The organism is Tateyamaria sp. syn59 (genome assembly GCF_007995245.1).
Lineage (GTDB): Bacteria > Pseudomonadota > Alphaproteobacteria > Rhodobacterales > Rhodobacteraceae > Tateyamaria.
Map to the genome: position 1 here is coordinate 36,096 of NZ_VCBA01000004.1, position 14,257 is coordinate 50,352.

Below are 14,257 nucleotides of genomic sequence, written 5' to 3' on the forward strand. Positions count from 1 at the left end.
ATTTCGCCCAGCAGACTTCGGGTCTACGGGCCTGTCGTGCATCTGCACCAATTCGCTGGAGCGCAAGTTGGACCAAAGACCGTCCACACTCATTGTCGAAGACGACCCCAAGGTGCGCGCCGTGCTGCGCAACCTTCTCGAAGATGACGGCTTTCAGGTGATGGAAGCCACGTCGTCTGCCGAAACTCTGGAGTGTATCGCGTCACAAGACCTGAGCCTTGTGACCCTCGACATCCATTTGGGCGCCGAAAGTGGTCTGGATCTGGCGCGGCAAATCCGCAAGTTGTCGACTGTTCCGATGGTCATGGTCACGGGCAAGGACGACATCATCGACCGGATCGTCGGTCTGGAAGTGGGCGCCGATGACTACATCACCAAGCCGTTTCACGTGCGAGAAGTCATCGCACGCATCCGGGCTGTCCTGCGTCGGCACCAGTTCGCCGCAGAGGACGCGCACAAGACGACCATAGCGTCGGGTGCGAGCACTGAAAGCGCCGCCGCCTTCCATTTCGACGGTGTCATCGCTGTCCCGGACCGCATGCAGGTCATTGACCGCTGTGGGAGTGACTGCGCCCTGACGAGCGGAGATTTCAATCTGCTCAAGGTGTTTCTGGAACGGCCCATGCGGGTCTTGTCGCGCGACCAGCTCATGGATCTGACGCAGGGCGCCACGTGGTCGCCGCTGGATCGCACCGTGGACAACCAGGTGGCCCGCCTGCGCAAGAAGATCGAGCGCAATCCGTCTGAGCCGCGCTTGATCAAGACGGTGCGCGGCGTGGGCTACACCTTTGCCTGCGCGGTTGAACGCAAGCCTTTGGAAGACGCGCATTACAAAAGCGCCTGAAGCCGTTCCGCGAGGTCAGACTGCCTGTATGGCTTGTGCAGCACATCGTAGTCCGACGTGCCCCCCAGCTTGCTCGTGACAACATCGCTGGCATAGCCGGAGGTCAGCAAAATCCGCACGGTGGGAAATTCGGCACGCACTTTCGCCGCCAAATCATACCCGTTGAGCGTTCCGGGCATCACGAGATCGGAAAAGATGATGTCCACTTCGATCCCCGATTGCAGCAGCACATAAGCGTCATCGCCATTTGGCGCCTCTAACGTCCGGTAGCCCAGATCGCGGATGCGTTCGATGGAGAGTTTGCGCACACGGGGATTGTCTTCGACCACCAGAACGACCTCGGCGCTGCCGCGGGGTATCGGGTCCGATGTCACAACTTTCATTGCATCCTCGGCGGACCTGGCATCGCGTACAGCCGGGAAATAAAGACCAAAGCTCGTCCCATGGCCCAACTCACTATAGAGCGTGATGTGACCGCCCGATTGCCGCACAAATCCGTACACCATAGCCAGCCCCAGTCCGGTGCCGCCCCGATTTGCCTTGGTCGTAAAGAAGGGCTCAAATGCCTTGCGCTGCGCTTCGAGCGTCATGCCCGCCCCATCATCACTGATGAAAAGCCGCACATACTCACCCGGAACGATGTCCGTTTCCTGCGCCATGTAGTCGTCGTCGATGATCACGTCTGCAATCGAAATCAGGAATTCGCCCCCGTCAGGCATCGCATCACGCGCATTCAGCGCCAGATTGATCAGCGCCGATTGCAACTGCACCGGATCAATCATCACCTTGCTGACGCGCGGCGCAAAATCCGTCCGGATGGTATAGCGTGCGCCAATCGTCCGGCTCAGCAGGGCCAGCGCATCCTGACACTGCTCGCGCAAATCCACCTGGACCGGCTTCAGTTTCCCCTTCCGCGCAAAGACCAGCAGCCGGGATGTCAGATCGGCCCCCAGTTCGGCAGAAGCAAGCGCATCATCAATCAACCCGCGCTGCCGCTCGTCCGCACCGCGCATCTGCAAAAGTTCCAGATTGCCGATGATGACCGTCAGCAGATTGTTAAAATCATGCGCAATGCCCCCCGTCAGCTGGCCCACCGCGTCCAGACGCTGAGACCGGGCCAGCACCTCTTCAGCAATGTGGCGCTCGGTCAGGTCATGCAAGATGCCTATGAAAACCGGTTCTCCATCAATGTCTGCGCGCCCCACCGATAAGTGCAGCGGAAAGATCGTGCCATCCTGACGCTTACCCTCGACATTGCGGCCTTTGCCGATGATCCGCTGCTCGCCCGTGGCAAGGTGATGCGCCATAAACCCGTCATGCAGATCTGCTAGCGCCGCTGGCATCAGAATATTGACCCGCTCCCCGACAAGCGCCCCTTCAGAATAGCCAAAAAGGCGCGCCGTAGCAGGATTGGCACGCATGATACGGCCATGTTGATCGGCAATGATGACGGCATCGGCCGCGGCTTCCATTAGGGCTGTCAGCAGGGCGGGGTCACTGGCAGGCGTCACGTGGCAAAGACCTTGTTGAAATGACGTTCAAATACGCTTTGAGCCCCGCGGCCCCTGGCCGGTCAAGCGTTGACGGGGTCACGGGTGAACCTCGCCCGTGTTTGGCGTGTTTCTGCCGATGCGGGTCAGCAATCCAAGCTGACGGGTCAGGTCGGACAGGCTCACCACCCCCATAAGGTGCCCACGCTCCACCACCATGAATTTCCGGTGGCCGGTCTCCGCGATCTTTTCAAACAGCTCGAGCACGGGCATGTCCGGCACAATACAGACGCTGTTGCTGACCTTCACATAGACGTCGCCGACTGTCGTGCTGGCCCAGTTCTCCCGGTCAATGCTTTGCAGAACATCCGTATCCATGTGGCCCAACACACGCCCATCCTCGACCACGGGGACAAAACTGACACGCTGCGCCAGCATCACCCGGTTCACCAGCGCTGCGAGGGTCATCTCGGGTGCGGTGGTCACGGCTGGCGCGGACATCAGCGATTGCACCGGACGATGCCCCATCAACGCCCTGATCCGCTGACTTTCAACCGACGTGTTGGCAGCACCCAAAATGAAAAGGCCGATCAAAATCTGCCAGAAGCCACCGACAATCATACCCTGGAACAAACCCAAAAGCCCCAGTCCCATCAAGCCATACGCCAGAATGCGTCCGGTATTCGCGGCTGTTTCGGTTGCGGACAGCATGTCGCCGCCCCGCCACCACAACCAGGCGCGCAGGATGCGCCCGCCGTCCAGTGGAAACGCCGGCAACAGGTTGAACACGGCAAGAACCACGTTCACGAGCGCCAGATAGTGCAGCACGGCAACCATCGCGCCCTCCCCAACCGTCGCACCGACAAGCGCGGCCAGAAGTGCGAAAAACGCTGCGAGTACGAGGCTCATTACGGGTCCAGCCAGTGCAATCCAGAACTCATGCAAGGCCTTTGAAGGCTCGCGCGCAAGCTCGGCCACACCTCCGAACAGAAAAAGCGTAATGCTGCGCGTTTGTACCCCAAACCTTTTAGCGGCGAGCCCATGTGCCAATTCATGCCCCAAGAGCGACGCAAAAAAGAGGCCCGCGCCAACGACCGCCAAACCCGCATAGGTCCATTGCGACAGGCCGGGCACCGCTGCGGGAAAGCTGTATGTGGCCAGGCTCCACGTGATCAGGGCCGCAATCAAAATCCAGCTTGGATCGATCCGAATGTTGAAGCCGAACAGGGTCACGATGGTGCGGGCATTTGCAAACATGGCGACAATCCTTTCACCGCCAACACTACCCGTTCGGGGCAGGAATTTGTTGATATGGCTCAACCCGCTCACGCTATCCGTGCAAGGCGAGAGGCCCGAGGTCGATGGGCAAAGGTTGACAATTCTCAACATAACCCGGCGCGAACACCGTAACCTGACACGGACACAGTCTTGGAGTGGTCAATGGATATCCTCGCGACCCCGCGCGTCCCGGACGACCTGCAGATGCTGTCCCGCTATGCGACGCTGACCTCATGTGTCGCGGGCGACATGATCGAAATTGCACGCCACGCAGACCTCGCATTGATCGCTTCGGGTCAGGTGCACATGGAGCGGGCGCATGGTCCGTCCCTCACGCTGACCGCACCATCCGTTCTGCTTCGGTCCGAGGCGGAGTGCGCAAGCGCGACGGCGTTGCAGGACCTGTACATGTTGCCTTTGAGCTATGAGACCTGCGCAAGCCTCGTGGCGCGGCACAAGGTATGCCGTGACCTGTTCTTTGCCGCCATGACCGGGCGTATCCGGTTGTTTCACACCCACCAGTCGCCATTGATCCCGGCCTATCCAGCGGTCTTGCATTGACCGCGCGAGGGGGCGCGCATGAAACCAAACATCGGACATCTCGATAGACTGCTTCGGTCTACTTCGGGCCTCTTGCTGCTGCTGTCTGGAACCGAACTGATACCCGCCATATGGCCGGATATGCCGATTGCCCCGCTTCTTCTGGTCCTCGGCGGCTACTTGATTGCCACATCCCTCTTCCGGTTCTGCCCGGTCTACTGGCTGCTTGGGGTGTCAAGCCACAGGGTGTGACGACGTCGCTGGCGCCCGCTACTTCTGGATGGTTTCAAGGTAGGCAGACAGTGCAATCAGGTCAGACGGTATTGGTGTGGACACCCCGTCTTCCTCCACTTGCACCAAAGGTCCCAGATCTTCGTTCCCAAACTCCGGCATAGCGGAACTCGGATGATCGCGCCGGTTGAAACCATCAATGACACTCATGACAAAGTCTTCGGGATACACGCCGTCATTGCGTTCGGTCAGCGTCGTCAGGTCCGGCGGCGGCCCGCCCAATCCCAAAGATGCAACGCCCGCACCAGTGCCATCCCCGGCATGGCACACTGCGCAATCCTGCATGAACAGACGCGCGCCGTGTGCGGCACTCACATCGGGTTCACGCATCTCTGGCGCACAGCCAACTGCAAGGAAGGCAGCCACCGCCGGGATCATTCTGTTTTTGAATATCATTTTTATGCTCGCCTCTTTTTGTTGTCGGCAAGCGTAACGACGCACCGGGCGATGCCCTTTGACATACCTCAATCCACAGGTCTTTGCCGTCAGGGCGCTCTCAAGTGCGTCGTTCAAATCTCCAGAACGACCCGCCCTTCGATCTGTCCGGCTTTCATCCGGTCGAAAATGGCGTTGATGTTTTCCAGCCGATCCCATTCGAAATGCGTGGTCACGCGGTCATCGGCCGCGAGGCTCAGCGCTTCGGTCAGATCAAGGCGCGTGCCGACAATCGAGCCGCGGATCGTCAGACGTTTGAGCACGACGTCAAAGATCGGCAACGGGAACGTGCCGGGCGGCAGCCCGACAAGGCTCATGGTGCCGTGACGCCGCAGCATGCCGGTGGCCTGTGCAAAGGCTTCGGTGCTGACAGCAGTCACAAGCGCACCGTGGACACCGCCGAGATGCGCGTTCACTTCCTTGACCGGGTCAACCTCGCGCGCATTGATGGCGACATCCGCCCCAAGCGTCTTGGCCAGCGCCAGCTTGTCATCGGCCACATCGACGGCCACCACGTGCATGCCCATGGCCTTGGCATATTGGACAGCCATGTGACCAAGGCCCCCGATGCCGCTGATGGCAACCCATTGACCGGGGCGCACTTCGGTCTCTTTAAGCCCCTTGTAGACGGTCACACCGGCACACAGCACGGGAGAGGCGGGGCCGTACTCCATCGCTGCTGGCAACTGCCCAACATAATCCGCATCGGCCCGGACAAATTCAGCATAGCCGCCATCCACGGAATAGCCTGTGTTCTGCTGGCCCTCGCACAGTGTTTCCCACCCGCCCGAACAGTGTTCACAACGGCCACAGGCGGTGTGCAACCATGGCACGCCAACGCGGTCGCCTTCCTTCAAATGCGTGACATCGCGGCCCAGCGCGGCCACCTCCCCCACCCCTTCATGACCCGGAATGAACGGCGCAGTGGGCTTGACCGGCCAGTCGCCCATCGCGGCATGCAGATCGGTATGGCAGACACCGGACGCACGCACCCGAACAAGCACGTCACCCGGCCCGATCTCGGGCACCGGCACCTCTCGGATATCGAGCGGCTGGCCGAGTTTCGTCACAACGGCGGCTTTCATGGTCTTTGGCAGCGTATCGAGCATGTGCAACGTCCTTGCGCAGTGGGTCTGCCACATGACTGCCACGGGCAACCGCAGCCCCTTTTGACATTGGTCAATCTGCAAAAGCGGCGGGCACGCTAAGCAGTTGGCAGACGGAGCCGAACCCATGCCTGCCAAGACACCGCCAGCCATCTACTGCTTTTCCAAGGGCGGCCACAGCCGACATGCCGCCTGGAACCTCGCCAAGCACACAGGGGCCGAGGTGATGGCGGTCGACGTGACCCGCTACCGGGTGCCCATGTTCTGGATCATACGCGCGATCTGGGACGCAGGGCGCAAGAATGCGCCGCCGCTGAAAACCGGCAACATACTTCCGGCGGCGCGCCCATGGATCGTTGTGGCCGGACCGGTTTGGGCCGACCTGCCCGCGGCACCGATGCGCAGTGTTCTCAAGGAATTGGCCCAGTCGGACATCCCGGTCGGCGTCTTGCTCACCTGTGGTCGCAAGAAAGAGCAACAGTCCAGTATAACCGCGTGCGAAGCCGTCTTGCGCCGTCCGCTTGCCGGATCCGTGACGATCCCCAACCACATCGAAAACACCGAAGAGATGGAGACAAGGCTGGGCGCATTTGCGTCGGCCATGTCCAACCAAGCGGCACAAGGGGCGGCCTAACTGGCGATGAAACCAACGTTCTAAAGAACGCGCATCCGAAACCTCCCCTTTGATGCATTGCCGAGCTCACGCACCGAAAGGCTGCGCGCCGCGCGACCAGCACGCCATCACTTTTCAACCATACATGGTGGCAGCGCCCGCTCCCGCCCCTATCTCATCTTGTACCGACATCCATCAGGGAGAGTAGGCATGGCAATTTCACTAAAACTGAACGGTCAGGACCAAACGGTCGAAGCGGAGCCCGGCACACCGCTGCTGTGGGTCATTCGCGATGAATTGAAAATGACGGGCACGAAATTCGGCTGCGGGGTCGCCTCATGCGGCGCGTGCACTGTCCACCTGAACGGTGAACCGGTAAGGTCCTGCCAGACATATATCGAAGACGTGGAAGGAGCCGAGATCACCACGATCGAGGCCATGAGCGAGAACGAAATCGGCGCCGCCGTCCAGCAGGCATGGATCGAGATGGACGTGGTGCAATGCGGCTACTGCCAATCCGGGCAGATCATGTCGGCCGTCGGTCTCTTGGCCGAGAACCCAAAGCCATCGCCGCAGGAAATCGACGACTACATGTGGGGCAACGCCTGCCGCTGCGCGACCTATCAACGTATCCGTGCGGGCATCCAGCGCGCCGCTGAAATTCTGGAGGCGTGATCATGACCATCAACACATCCCGCCGTGGTTTCCTCAAAAGCGCCGCCGCTGCAGGTGCCGTCCTCGTCATTGGCGTGCGTCCCGACGGGGCGCTTGCGGCCTCCGGCTCGCCCGCGATGCTGAACCCGTTCGTCCAGATCGGCAGCGACGGGTCCGTCACCGCCATCGTCAAGCATTTCGAGATGGGCCAAGGTCCCTCGACGGGCCTCGCCACCCTCATCGCGGAAGAGATGGGGCTGAGCATGGACCAGATCGGCTACGACTTTGCGCCGTCTGATCCGCAGGTCTACAACAACACCCTCTTCGGTCCGATGCAGGGCACAGGTGGCTCAACTGCAATGGCCAACTCGTTCACGCAGTACCGCCAGGCCGGTGCCGCAGCGCGCGAAATGCTGCTGCAAGCCGCAGCACAGTCATGGGGTACCGAAGCCTCCGCGTTGACGCTGCAAGACGGCGTGATTTCAGGTGCGGGCAACTCCGCCCCGCTGGGCGAGTTTGTCGCAGCCGCTGCCCGGCTTGACGCGCCTGCGGACCCGCCGCTCAAGGACCCGTCCGAGTTCCGCCTCATCGGCAAGACCGATGTGCGCCGCCTTGATGGTGAGGCCAAAGGCAACGGCACCGCCATGTTCGCCATGGACATCGTGCGCCCAAATCAGATGATCGCCATGATCGCCCGCCCGGAACAGCAACGCGCAACTGCCGTCAGCGTGGATGCGAGCGGAGCAACTGACATCACCGGCTTCATCGACGCGCAAATCCTGCCCAACGCAGCAGGTGTCGCCGTCTTCGCAGAAACCACATGGGCTGCTATGCAGGCGCGCAACGCCATCTCGGTCGAATGGGACACGTCGAACGCCGAAACCCGCAGTTCATCGGATATCGAGGCGGAAATCCGCACCGCCCTCGACGCAGAGCCCACCTACAACGTCAACGAAGCAGACGTTGAAGCGGTGCGCGCGGCAGTGGACGGCGCCGACACGGTGATCGAGGAAACCTTTTACTTCCCCCTCCTCGCCCACGCCCCGATGGAGCCGCTGAATTGCACGATCGAAGAAACGGCCGAAGGCGTTATCCTGCTGCATGACGGCTGCCAGTTCCCCACCATCCCGCACGGGGCTATTGCGGAATTCTTTGGCATCCCGTTCGAGAACGTGCAGATCAACACAGTCCTCGCCGGTGGCTCGTTCGGGCGGCGCGCGACACCGCAGGCCGACTACCAGATGGAAGCCGCGATGGCGTTTTCCCTGACAGACCGGTCGCGCCCTGTGCACCTGGTCTGGTCGCGCGAAGATGACCTGCGCTCGGGCCAGTACCGCCCGGCCATGGGCCACAAGGTCCGCGTGGGCCTTGACGCGTCCGGCACCATCGTCGGTTGGGAACATCGCATCGCAGGCCAGTCGATTCTCAAGGGCACGCCGTTCGAGGCGATGCTGGTCCAAAACGGCATCGACTTTGCGTCGGTCGAAGGGACGTTCGACAGCCCCTACCAGATCCCCACCGCCTCCTTTGGCCTGACGGACACACCAAAGGCGACCAGCACCCTCTGGTGGCGCGCGGTCGGTCACACCCACACGGCCTATGTGATGGAGGTGATGATGGACATGGCAGCGAAGGCTGCAGGCATCGACCCGGTGGAGTTCCGCCTTGCCTACCTGACCGGCGACGGCGCGGACCAGACACGCAAGGCCGGTGTCCTGCGACTGGCCGCCGAAAAGGCCAATTGGGGCAACGCCCCCGAAGGTCGAAGCCAGGGGATCGCGGTCCACAAATCCTTCAACTCCTACGTGGCCGAGGTTGTTGAAATCTCCGGCACGCCGGAGGACGGCATCAGGATCGAAAAGATCACCTGTGCCGTCGATTGTGGAATCCCTGTGAACCCCGAGATCATCAAATCGCAGATGGAGGGCGGGATCGGCTACGGCATCGGGCACAACATGCGCGACCAGATCACGCTGACGGGCGGGGTCGTGGACCAATTCAACTTCCCCGATTACGAGCCGCTGCGTATCAGCGACATTGGCGCGATCGAAGTGCATATCGTCCCCTCTGCCGAAGCGCCCACCGGCGTGGGTGAACCGGGCACGCCACCCGCGGCCCCTGCGCTGGCCAACGCCATCGCAGCCGCCAGCGACCTGCGGGTTGCATCGCTGCCAATGGACGACAACGGCGTCTTTTTCGTCTGAACCCATCGCCCCGGCATCAGCGCCGGGGCACCCTCTCTTGCCCTTTGGTCCACGATGCCCATGATGGCGCAAACATCAAAGCACAGGAGAGCCTTATGCCCACCACAACCGCTGTCATCGGTCTTGGCTCCATGGGCTACGGGATGGCGCAATCCTGTCTGGCCGCAGGACATGTTACGCACGGTTTCGACATCAATCCGGACCAGATAGAGCGCTTCCGCGAGGAAGGCGGGGCTCCGGGCACATTAGCAGACGTCGCGCCAAACCTCGACACGGTGGTCGTGGTCGTCTTGAACGCCGCCCAAACCGAAGCCGTTCTGTTCGGCGACGCAGGCGTCGTTCCCCACCTCAAACCCGGCGCGGTGGTCATGGCCTGCGCAACGGTGCCACCCGACTTCGCCCGCGACATGGAAGCGCGCTGCAAGACCCACGGCGTCCACTACCTCGACGCACCCATCTCCGGTGGGTCGATCAAAGCGGCCCAAGGCGCGCTGTCAATTATGGCCGCAGGCACGCCCGAGGCCTTCGCCGCAGCCCGCCATGCCCTCGACGCCATGGCCGAAACCGTTTTTGAACTGGGCGACCACGCAGGCCCCGGCTCTGCCATGAAGGCCGTCAACCAACTGCTCGCCGGTGTCCACATCGCAACAATGGCCGAAGCACTCACCTTTGGCATGACCCAAGGCGTCGCGCCGGAGCAATTCCTCAACGTGATCGCGAAATGCGCAGGCAGCAGCTGGATGCTCGAAAACCGCGCCCCGCATATTGTGGCAGGCGATTACACGCCTCACTCCTCCGTCAACATCTGGCCCAAGGATCTGGGCATCGTCCTCGACATCGCCAAATCCGCCAGCTTCTCGGCCCCCATCACCGCTGCCGCCCTGCAACAATTCATCGCTGCCGCAGGCATGGGACTGGGCGCCGAAGACGACGCAGCAGTAGCAAAGGTCTATGCCCGCAATGCAGGTCTGACGCTGCCCGGAGAGGACATATGAAGTTCTCCGCCAATCTCGGCTTTCTCTGGAATGACCGCCCCCTGCCCGACGCCATCCACGCGGCCAAGGCGGCAGGCTTCGACGCAGTCGAATGCCACTGGCCGTATGACACCCCTGCCGAAGACGTGCGCGCAGCACTTGATGCCATAGGCCTGCCGATGCTCGGCCTCAACACCTCACGCGGAGATGTAAGCGCAGGCGAAAATGGCCTCGCCGCCTTGCCGGACCGTGTTGCAGACGCACGCGACACCATCGACCAAGCCATCGGCTACGCCGACATCGTGGACGCAGGCGCAATCCACGTCATGTGCGGTTTCGCGAGCGGCGCTGAAGCCCACACGACGTTCATCGACAACCTGCGCTACGCCAGCGACGCCACAAGCCGATCGATCCTGATCGAACCGCTGAACCGGCACGATGCCCCCGGCTATTTCCTGCAAACAACGGACCAGGCTCGCGACATCATCACCGAGGTCGCCGCCCCCAACCTCAAGCTGATGTTCGACTGCTATCACGTTGGCCGGACCGAGGGCGACATCCTCACCCGCCTCACCGACCTCAACGACATCATCGGTCACATCCAATTCGCCTCCGTCCCCGACCGTGGCGCGCCGGATCACGGAGAGCTGGACTATGCCACCATCTTCGACGCCCTCACCGACTGGCCCGCCCCTTTGGGTGCGGAATACAAACCCGGTGGCGACACCGACGCTACGCTGGGCTGGATGCAGCGCTTTCGTTGATGCGGCCAATCGAAAGCCAACTCAGCAGGATCATCACCGCCGCTGTCGCAAGACAAAGTGGCACCCCGCCCAGCTGGTAGGTCAAGCCCGATAGCACGGTGCCGATCAGCCGGCCGGCCGCATTTGCCATGTAGTAAAACCCAACATCCATCGTGACCCGCTTGGCATCTGTAAAGGCGAGGATCAGATAGGAATGCAGCGACGAGTTGATGGCGAACAGCACACCAAACACCAGCAGTCCAAGCACAATGAACCCGGTCAGCCAGAACGTCGGTGCCCCCACCACCCAAACGGCAAAAGCCAGCACCGTCGGAACAAAAAACAGTGTCCCGACCCAGAAGCGCGCAGCGCTCGACATATCAGCCTCTGATCGTCGCGCACTGCCAAGCATAACAGGGGCCTTGGCCTGCACGGCACCATACAGAATGACCCAAACGGCCATGAAAATCCCGATCATGAAAAACGCCGCGCGCTGCCCCTCCGGACTCCCGTCGCTCAGCACCGAATAGAAATAGATCGGGATGCCGACTACGAACCACACGTCGCGGGCGCCGAACAGGAAAACGCGCGCTGCACTCAGCCAATTGACGCGCGGGTTCTTCGAAAACACCTCTTTGAATTTCGCGTCCTTGCGCCCCGCAGGCAGACCGGCAGGCATGCGCAGCAGAACAACCAACAGGATCAGAGCAAGAACCGCCGCCATGCCCAAAACGGACGGCACGAACCCGAACAGCGCCAGCGCCCCTGCCCCAACAAGAAAGCCAAAACCCTTCACCGCATTCTTCGACCCGGTCAGCAACGCCACCCAGCGGAACAGCCCATCACCTTCGGCTGGCGCCAGCAGCTTCACCGCCGATTTTGACGACATCTTGGCCAGATCCTTGGCCACACCCGACAGCCCCTGCACCGCCATCACGAACACAACCGACGCCGCGACAGACCACGCCGGGTCAAGCTGCGCCAGTGCCAGCAACGCGACGACCTGCAGTCCAAGGCCCACATACAAGGTCGAGGTCAGCCCAAACCGCGCCGCGATCCACCCCGCGCTCAGGTTCGTGACAACCCCAGCAATTTCATAAAGAACAAAGAGATAGGCCAACTGCACCGGCGAAAAGCCCAGCGTGTTGAAGTGCAAAAGCACCAACATGCGCAACGCCCCATCGGTCAGCATGAACGCCCAATAGGCCGCCGTCACAGCGACATATGCAGCAAAGCCGTCCGGTCGGCTCACAGGCTGGCGCCCACCATCTGCGCCACATCGACCAGCCGGTGGGCATAGCCCCACTCGTTGTCATACCAGGCATAGACCTTTACCTGCGTCCCGTTCACGACCATGGTCGAGGGCGCATCCACAATGCTTGACCGCGGATCGTTGGTGTAATCCGTCGACACCAAAGGCCGGGTTTCATAGCCGAGAATACCCTTGAGCGGACCCTCAGCCGCGGCTTCAAACAGCGCGTTCACTTCGTCCACGGTGGTCGCGCGATCCACCTCGAACACACAATCCGTCAGCGACGCATTGAGCAGCGGCACCCGCACCGCGTGCCCGTTCAGCTTGCCCGCCAATTCGGGGTAAATCAGCGTGATCGCCGTGGCCGATCCGGTGGTCGTCGGGATCAGCGAATTCAACGCCGACCGCGCACGCCGCCAGTCCTTGGCCGGGCGGTCCACGATAGTCTGCGTGTTGGTCACATCGTGGATCGTCGTGATCATCCCATGCCGGATACCCAACCCCTCGTGGATCACCTTCACCACCGGCGCGAGGCAATTGGTTGTGCAGGAAGCCGCCGTCACAATCGACTGCCCGGTATAGGCCTCATTGTTCACACCATAGACGATGTTCGCCGCACCCCCGTCTTTGACCGGTGCCGACACCACAACCTTCTTTACCCCGGCGGCGAAATACGGGGAGAGCGTCACTTCGGTCTTGAACGCGCCCGTGCAGTCGATGACCACATCCACCCCGTCCAACGGCAGCTGCTCAATGCTCCCCACCGACAGCGCAGGGATCCGTGTCCCGTCAATCGTGATGCTCTCGTCATCTGCAGCAAAAACCGCATCCCACCGTCCGTGCACGGTGTCAAACTCCAGCAGATGGGCGTGCATCGCGGGATCGCCGACAGCATCGTTAACAAAGGCGATCTCGCAGCCGCGCTCCAACAACGGCTTGAGCGCGAGTTTCCCGATGCGGCCCAGGCCGTTCAGTGCATAGGTGGTCATTCAGTCTTCCTTGGTCCGGCCGATCTCATCGACCTCTTGTTGCAGGGATGCGCGGCTTAGCGTGTGGAGCGGCAGATTGGCAAAAGCGAGAATACGGTTGCGCATCGCGCCATAGGTCTGTTGAAAGGCCAGTCGCTTTTCAGCATCTGTTCCCTCGGCCTTGACCGGGTCCGGCAGGCCCCAATGGGCGCTGATTGGTTGCCCCTCCCACGGGGCGCACTCTTCGTTCGCGGCCAGATCGCAGACCGTGAACACGAAATCCAGATGCGGCGCGTCATCGCCCTGAAATTCCGCCACGTTCTTGGCGCGCAGATCGCTGGTGTCGATCCCCTTCTGCTGCAGCATCTCCACCGCAAAGGGGTTCAGTTCAGATGACGGCTTGGTGCCCGCGGAAAATACATTGAACCGTTCGCTCGCCTCGCTGCGCATGATCGCCTCGGCAAAGATCGACCTGGCCGAATTGCCGGTACAGATGAACAGAACATCGTGCTTTTGGTCAGACATGGATTCAATCCTTGTGCTGGGATCGACCATTGCAGGCGGGCACAGGTCCGGTCGGCCATTGCAACAGTCCAGAAACAGCTGCGCCACCATCTCTCGCGCGCCGTGCAAATCCACTGCATAGCGCAGCGACGTGCCCACGCGCGTCTGACCGATCAACCCCACCTTCTGGAGAGCCGACAGATAGACGGACGTTGTCGATGGCTTGAACCCCAACACATCTGCCACCTCGCCTGCCGGAACGGCATCCGGACAGCGCCGCATCAGCAGGCGAAACACACGCATCCGTTCGGGATGGCTAAGGGTTGAAAGTTGGTCCAGCAGCATGATGCACGTCTATTTC

Annotated in this window: 15 protein-coding genes; 8 read left to right on the forward strand and 7 right to left on the reverse strand. The window is 61.4% G+C overall.

Annotated elements, in window-relative coordinates; genetic code table 11:
* The first annotated feature begins 67 nt into the window (after positions 1 to 67).
* Entirely contained in the window at positions 68 to 844 is a 777-nt protein-coding gene (locus FD715_RS08775; RefSeq protein ID WP_223274800.1) for a response regulator, read from the forward strand.
* On the opposite strand, the gene FD715_RS08780 is transcribed toward FD715_RS08775, so the two are convergent.
* Both FD715_RS08780 and FD715_RS08785 read right to left on the reverse strand, forming a co-directional pair.
* On the reverse strand, positions 829 to 2,355 hold the full coding sequence (locus FD715_RS08780; protein ID WP_223274802.1) for a PAS domain S-box protein: 1,527 nt from the start codon (positions 2,353 to 2,355) through the stop codon (positions 829 to 831). The two genes, FD715_RS08775 and FD715_RS08780, sit on opposite strands and share 16 nt — an antisense overlap.
* Positions 2,356 to 2,433: 78 nt before the next feature.
* Positions 2,434 to 3,591, reverse strand: a complete 1,158-nt coding sequence (locus FD715_RS08785; protein WP_147108297.1) for a site-2 protease family protein — start codon at positions 3,589 to 3,591, stop codon at positions 2,434 to 2,436.
* Positions 3,592 to 3,774: 183 nt separating this feature from the next.
* Here FD715_RS08785 and FD715_RS08790 point away from each other — a divergent pair, with 183 nt between their 5' ends.
* On the forward strand, positions 3,775 to 4,173 hold the full coding sequence (locus FD715_RS08790; protein ID WP_147108300.1) for a hypothetical protein: 399 nt from the start codon (positions 3,775 to 3,777) through the stop codon (positions 4,171 to 4,173).
* Between the two features lie 18 nt (positions 4,174 to 4,191).
* Positions 4,192 to 4,404, forward strand: a complete 213-nt coding sequence (locus tag FD715_RS08795) for a DUF2892 domain-containing protein (protein ID WP_147108303.1) — start codon at positions 4,192 to 4,194, stop codon at positions 4,402 to 4,404.
* A gap of 18 nt (positions 4,405 to 4,422) precedes the next feature.
* Here the strand turns inward: FD715_RS08795 and FD715_RS08800 are convergent, their stop codons facing one another.
* Both FD715_RS08800 and adhP read right to left on the reverse strand, forming a co-directional pair.
* Positions 4,423 to 4,839 carry a cytochrome c gene (locus FD715_RS08800; RefSeq protein ID WP_223274804.1) on the reverse strand — a complete coding sequence of 139 codons (417 nt, stop codon included), beginning with the start codon at positions 4,837 to 4,839 and terminating at the stop codon, positions 4,423 to 4,425.
* 113 nt (positions 4,840 to 4,952) lie between these two features.
* Positions 4,953 to 5,987: an alcohol dehydrogenase AdhP gene (adhP, locus tag FD715_RS08805; RefSeq protein ID WP_223274806.1), complete on the reverse strand. Its 1,035-nt coding sequence runs from the start codon at positions 5,985 to 5,987 to the stop codon at positions 4,953 to 4,955.
* A 124-nt stretch (positions 5,988 to 6,111) separates the two neighbouring features.
* On the opposite strand from adhP, the gene FD715_RS08810 reads away from it, so the two are divergent.
* From FD715_RS08810 to FD715_RS08830, 5 genes are all read left to right on the forward strand, one after another.
* Positions 6,112 to 6,618 (forward strand): hypothetical protein, encoded by a 507-nt coding sequence (locus FD715_RS08810; protein WP_147108306.1) that lies wholly within the window; start codon positions 6,112 to 6,114, stop codon positions 6,616 to 6,618.
* 189 nt (positions 6,619 to 6,807) lie between these two features.
* Complete coding sequence (locus FD715_RS08815; protein WP_147108310.1) at positions 6,808 to 7,272, forward strand: (2Fe-2S)-binding protein; 465 nt, start codon at positions 6,808 to 6,810, stop codon at positions 7,270 to 7,272.
* A gap of 2 nt (positions 7,273 to 7,274) precedes the next feature.
* The gene (locus tag FD715_RS08820; protein ID WP_147108313.1) at positions 7,275 to 9,455 is read left to right on the forward strand and encodes a xanthine dehydrogenase family protein molybdopterin-binding subunit; all 2,181 of its coding nucleotides are present in this window, start codon (positions 7,275 to 7,277) and stop codon (positions 9,453 to 9,455) included.
* A 95-nt stretch (positions 9,456 to 9,550) separates the two neighbouring features.
* Complete coding sequence (gene ltnD, locus FD715_RS08825) at positions 9,551 to 10,450, forward strand: L-threonate dehydrogenase (RefSeq protein WP_147108315.1); 900 nt, start codon at positions 9,551 to 9,553, stop codon at positions 10,448 to 10,450.
* Positions 10,447 to 11,193 carry a hydroxypyruvate isomerase family protein gene (locus FD715_RS08830; RefSeq protein WP_147108318.1) on the forward strand — a complete coding sequence of 249 codons (747 nt, stop codon included), beginning with the start codon at positions 10,447 to 10,449 and terminating at the stop codon, positions 11,191 to 11,193. Before ltnD ends, FD715_RS08830 begins: the two co-directional genes overlap by 4 nt.
* Here the strand turns inward: FD715_RS08830 and arsJ are convergent.
* Genes arsJ through FD715_RS08845 form a run of 3 tightly spaced genes read right to left on the reverse strand, consistent with a single transcriptional unit; the run spans position 11,162 to position 14,241 of the window.
* Complete coding sequence (gene arsJ, locus FD715_RS08835) at positions 11,162 to 12,424, reverse strand: organoarsenical effux MFS transporter ArsJ (protein WP_147108321.1); 1,263 nt, start codon at positions 12,422 to 12,424, stop codon at positions 11,162 to 11,164. The genes FD715_RS08830 and arsJ overlap by 32 nt on opposite strands.
* Positions 12,421 to 13,413, reverse strand: a complete 993-nt coding sequence (locus tag FD715_RS08840) for an ArsJ-associated glyceraldehyde-3-phosphate dehydrogenase (RefSeq protein WP_147108324.1) — start codon at positions 13,411 to 13,413, stop codon at positions 12,421 to 12,423. Before FD715_RS08840 ends, arsJ begins: the two co-directional genes overlap by 4 nt.
* Positions 13,414 to 14,241, reverse strand: a complete 828-nt coding sequence (locus tag FD715_RS08845; protein WP_147108327.1) for a helix-turn-helix domain-containing protein — start codon at positions 14,239 to 14,241, stop codon at positions 13,414 to 13,416.
* Positions 14,242 to 14,257: the final 16 nt, after the last annotated feature.

Excerpts from the sequence above, each read along its gene's own strand:
- FD715_RS08785 (WP_147108297.1), bottom strand. The coding sequence starts at position 3,591 with ATGTTTGCAAATGCCCGCACCATCGTGACCCTGTTCGGCTTCAACATT.
- FD715_RS08815 (WP_147108310.1), top strand. The coding sequence starts at position 6,808 with ATGGCAATTTCACTAAAACTGAACGGTCAGGACCAAACGGTCGAAGCG.
- ltnD (WP_147108315.1), top strand. The coding sequence starts at position 9,551 with ATGCCCACCACAACCGCTGTCATCGGTCTTGGCTCCATGGGCTACGGG.
- FD715_RS08830 (WP_147108318.1), top strand. The coding sequence starts at position 10,447 with ATGAAGTTCTCCGCCAATCTCGGCTTTCTCTGGAATGACCGCCCCCTG.
- FD715_RS08840 (WP_147108324.1), bottom strand. The coding sequence starts at position 13,413 with ATGACCACCTATGCACTGAACGGCCTGGGCCGCATCGGGAAACTCGCG.
- FD715_RS08845 (WP_147108327.1), bottom strand. The coding sequence starts at position 14,241 with ATGCTGCTGGACCAACTTTCAACCCTTAGCCATCCCGAACGGATGCGT.
- FD715_RS08820 (WP_147108313.1), top strand. The coding sequence starts at position 7,275 with ATGACCATCAACACATCCCGCCGTGGTTTCCTCAAAAGCGCCGCCGCT.
- adhP (WP_223274806.1), bottom strand. The coding sequence starts at position 5,987 with ATGCTCGATACGCTGCCAAAGACCATGAAAGCCGCCGTTGTGACGAAA.
- FD715_RS08795 (WP_147108303.1), top strand. The coding sequence starts at position 4,192 with ATGAAACCAAACATCGGACATCTCGATAGACTGCTTCGGTCTACTTCG.
- FD715_RS08810 (WP_147108306.1), top strand. The coding sequence starts at position 6,112 with ATGCCTGCCAAGACACCGCCAGCCATCTACTGCTTTTCCAAGGGCGGC.
- FD715_RS08800 (WP_223274804.1), bottom strand. The coding sequence starts at position 4,839 with ATGATATTCAAAAACAGAATGATCCCGGCGGTGGCTGCCTTCCTTGCA.
- FD715_RS08790 (WP_147108300.1), top strand. The coding sequence starts at position 3,775 with ATGGATATCCTCGCGACCCCGCGCGTCCCGGACGACCTGCAGATGCTG.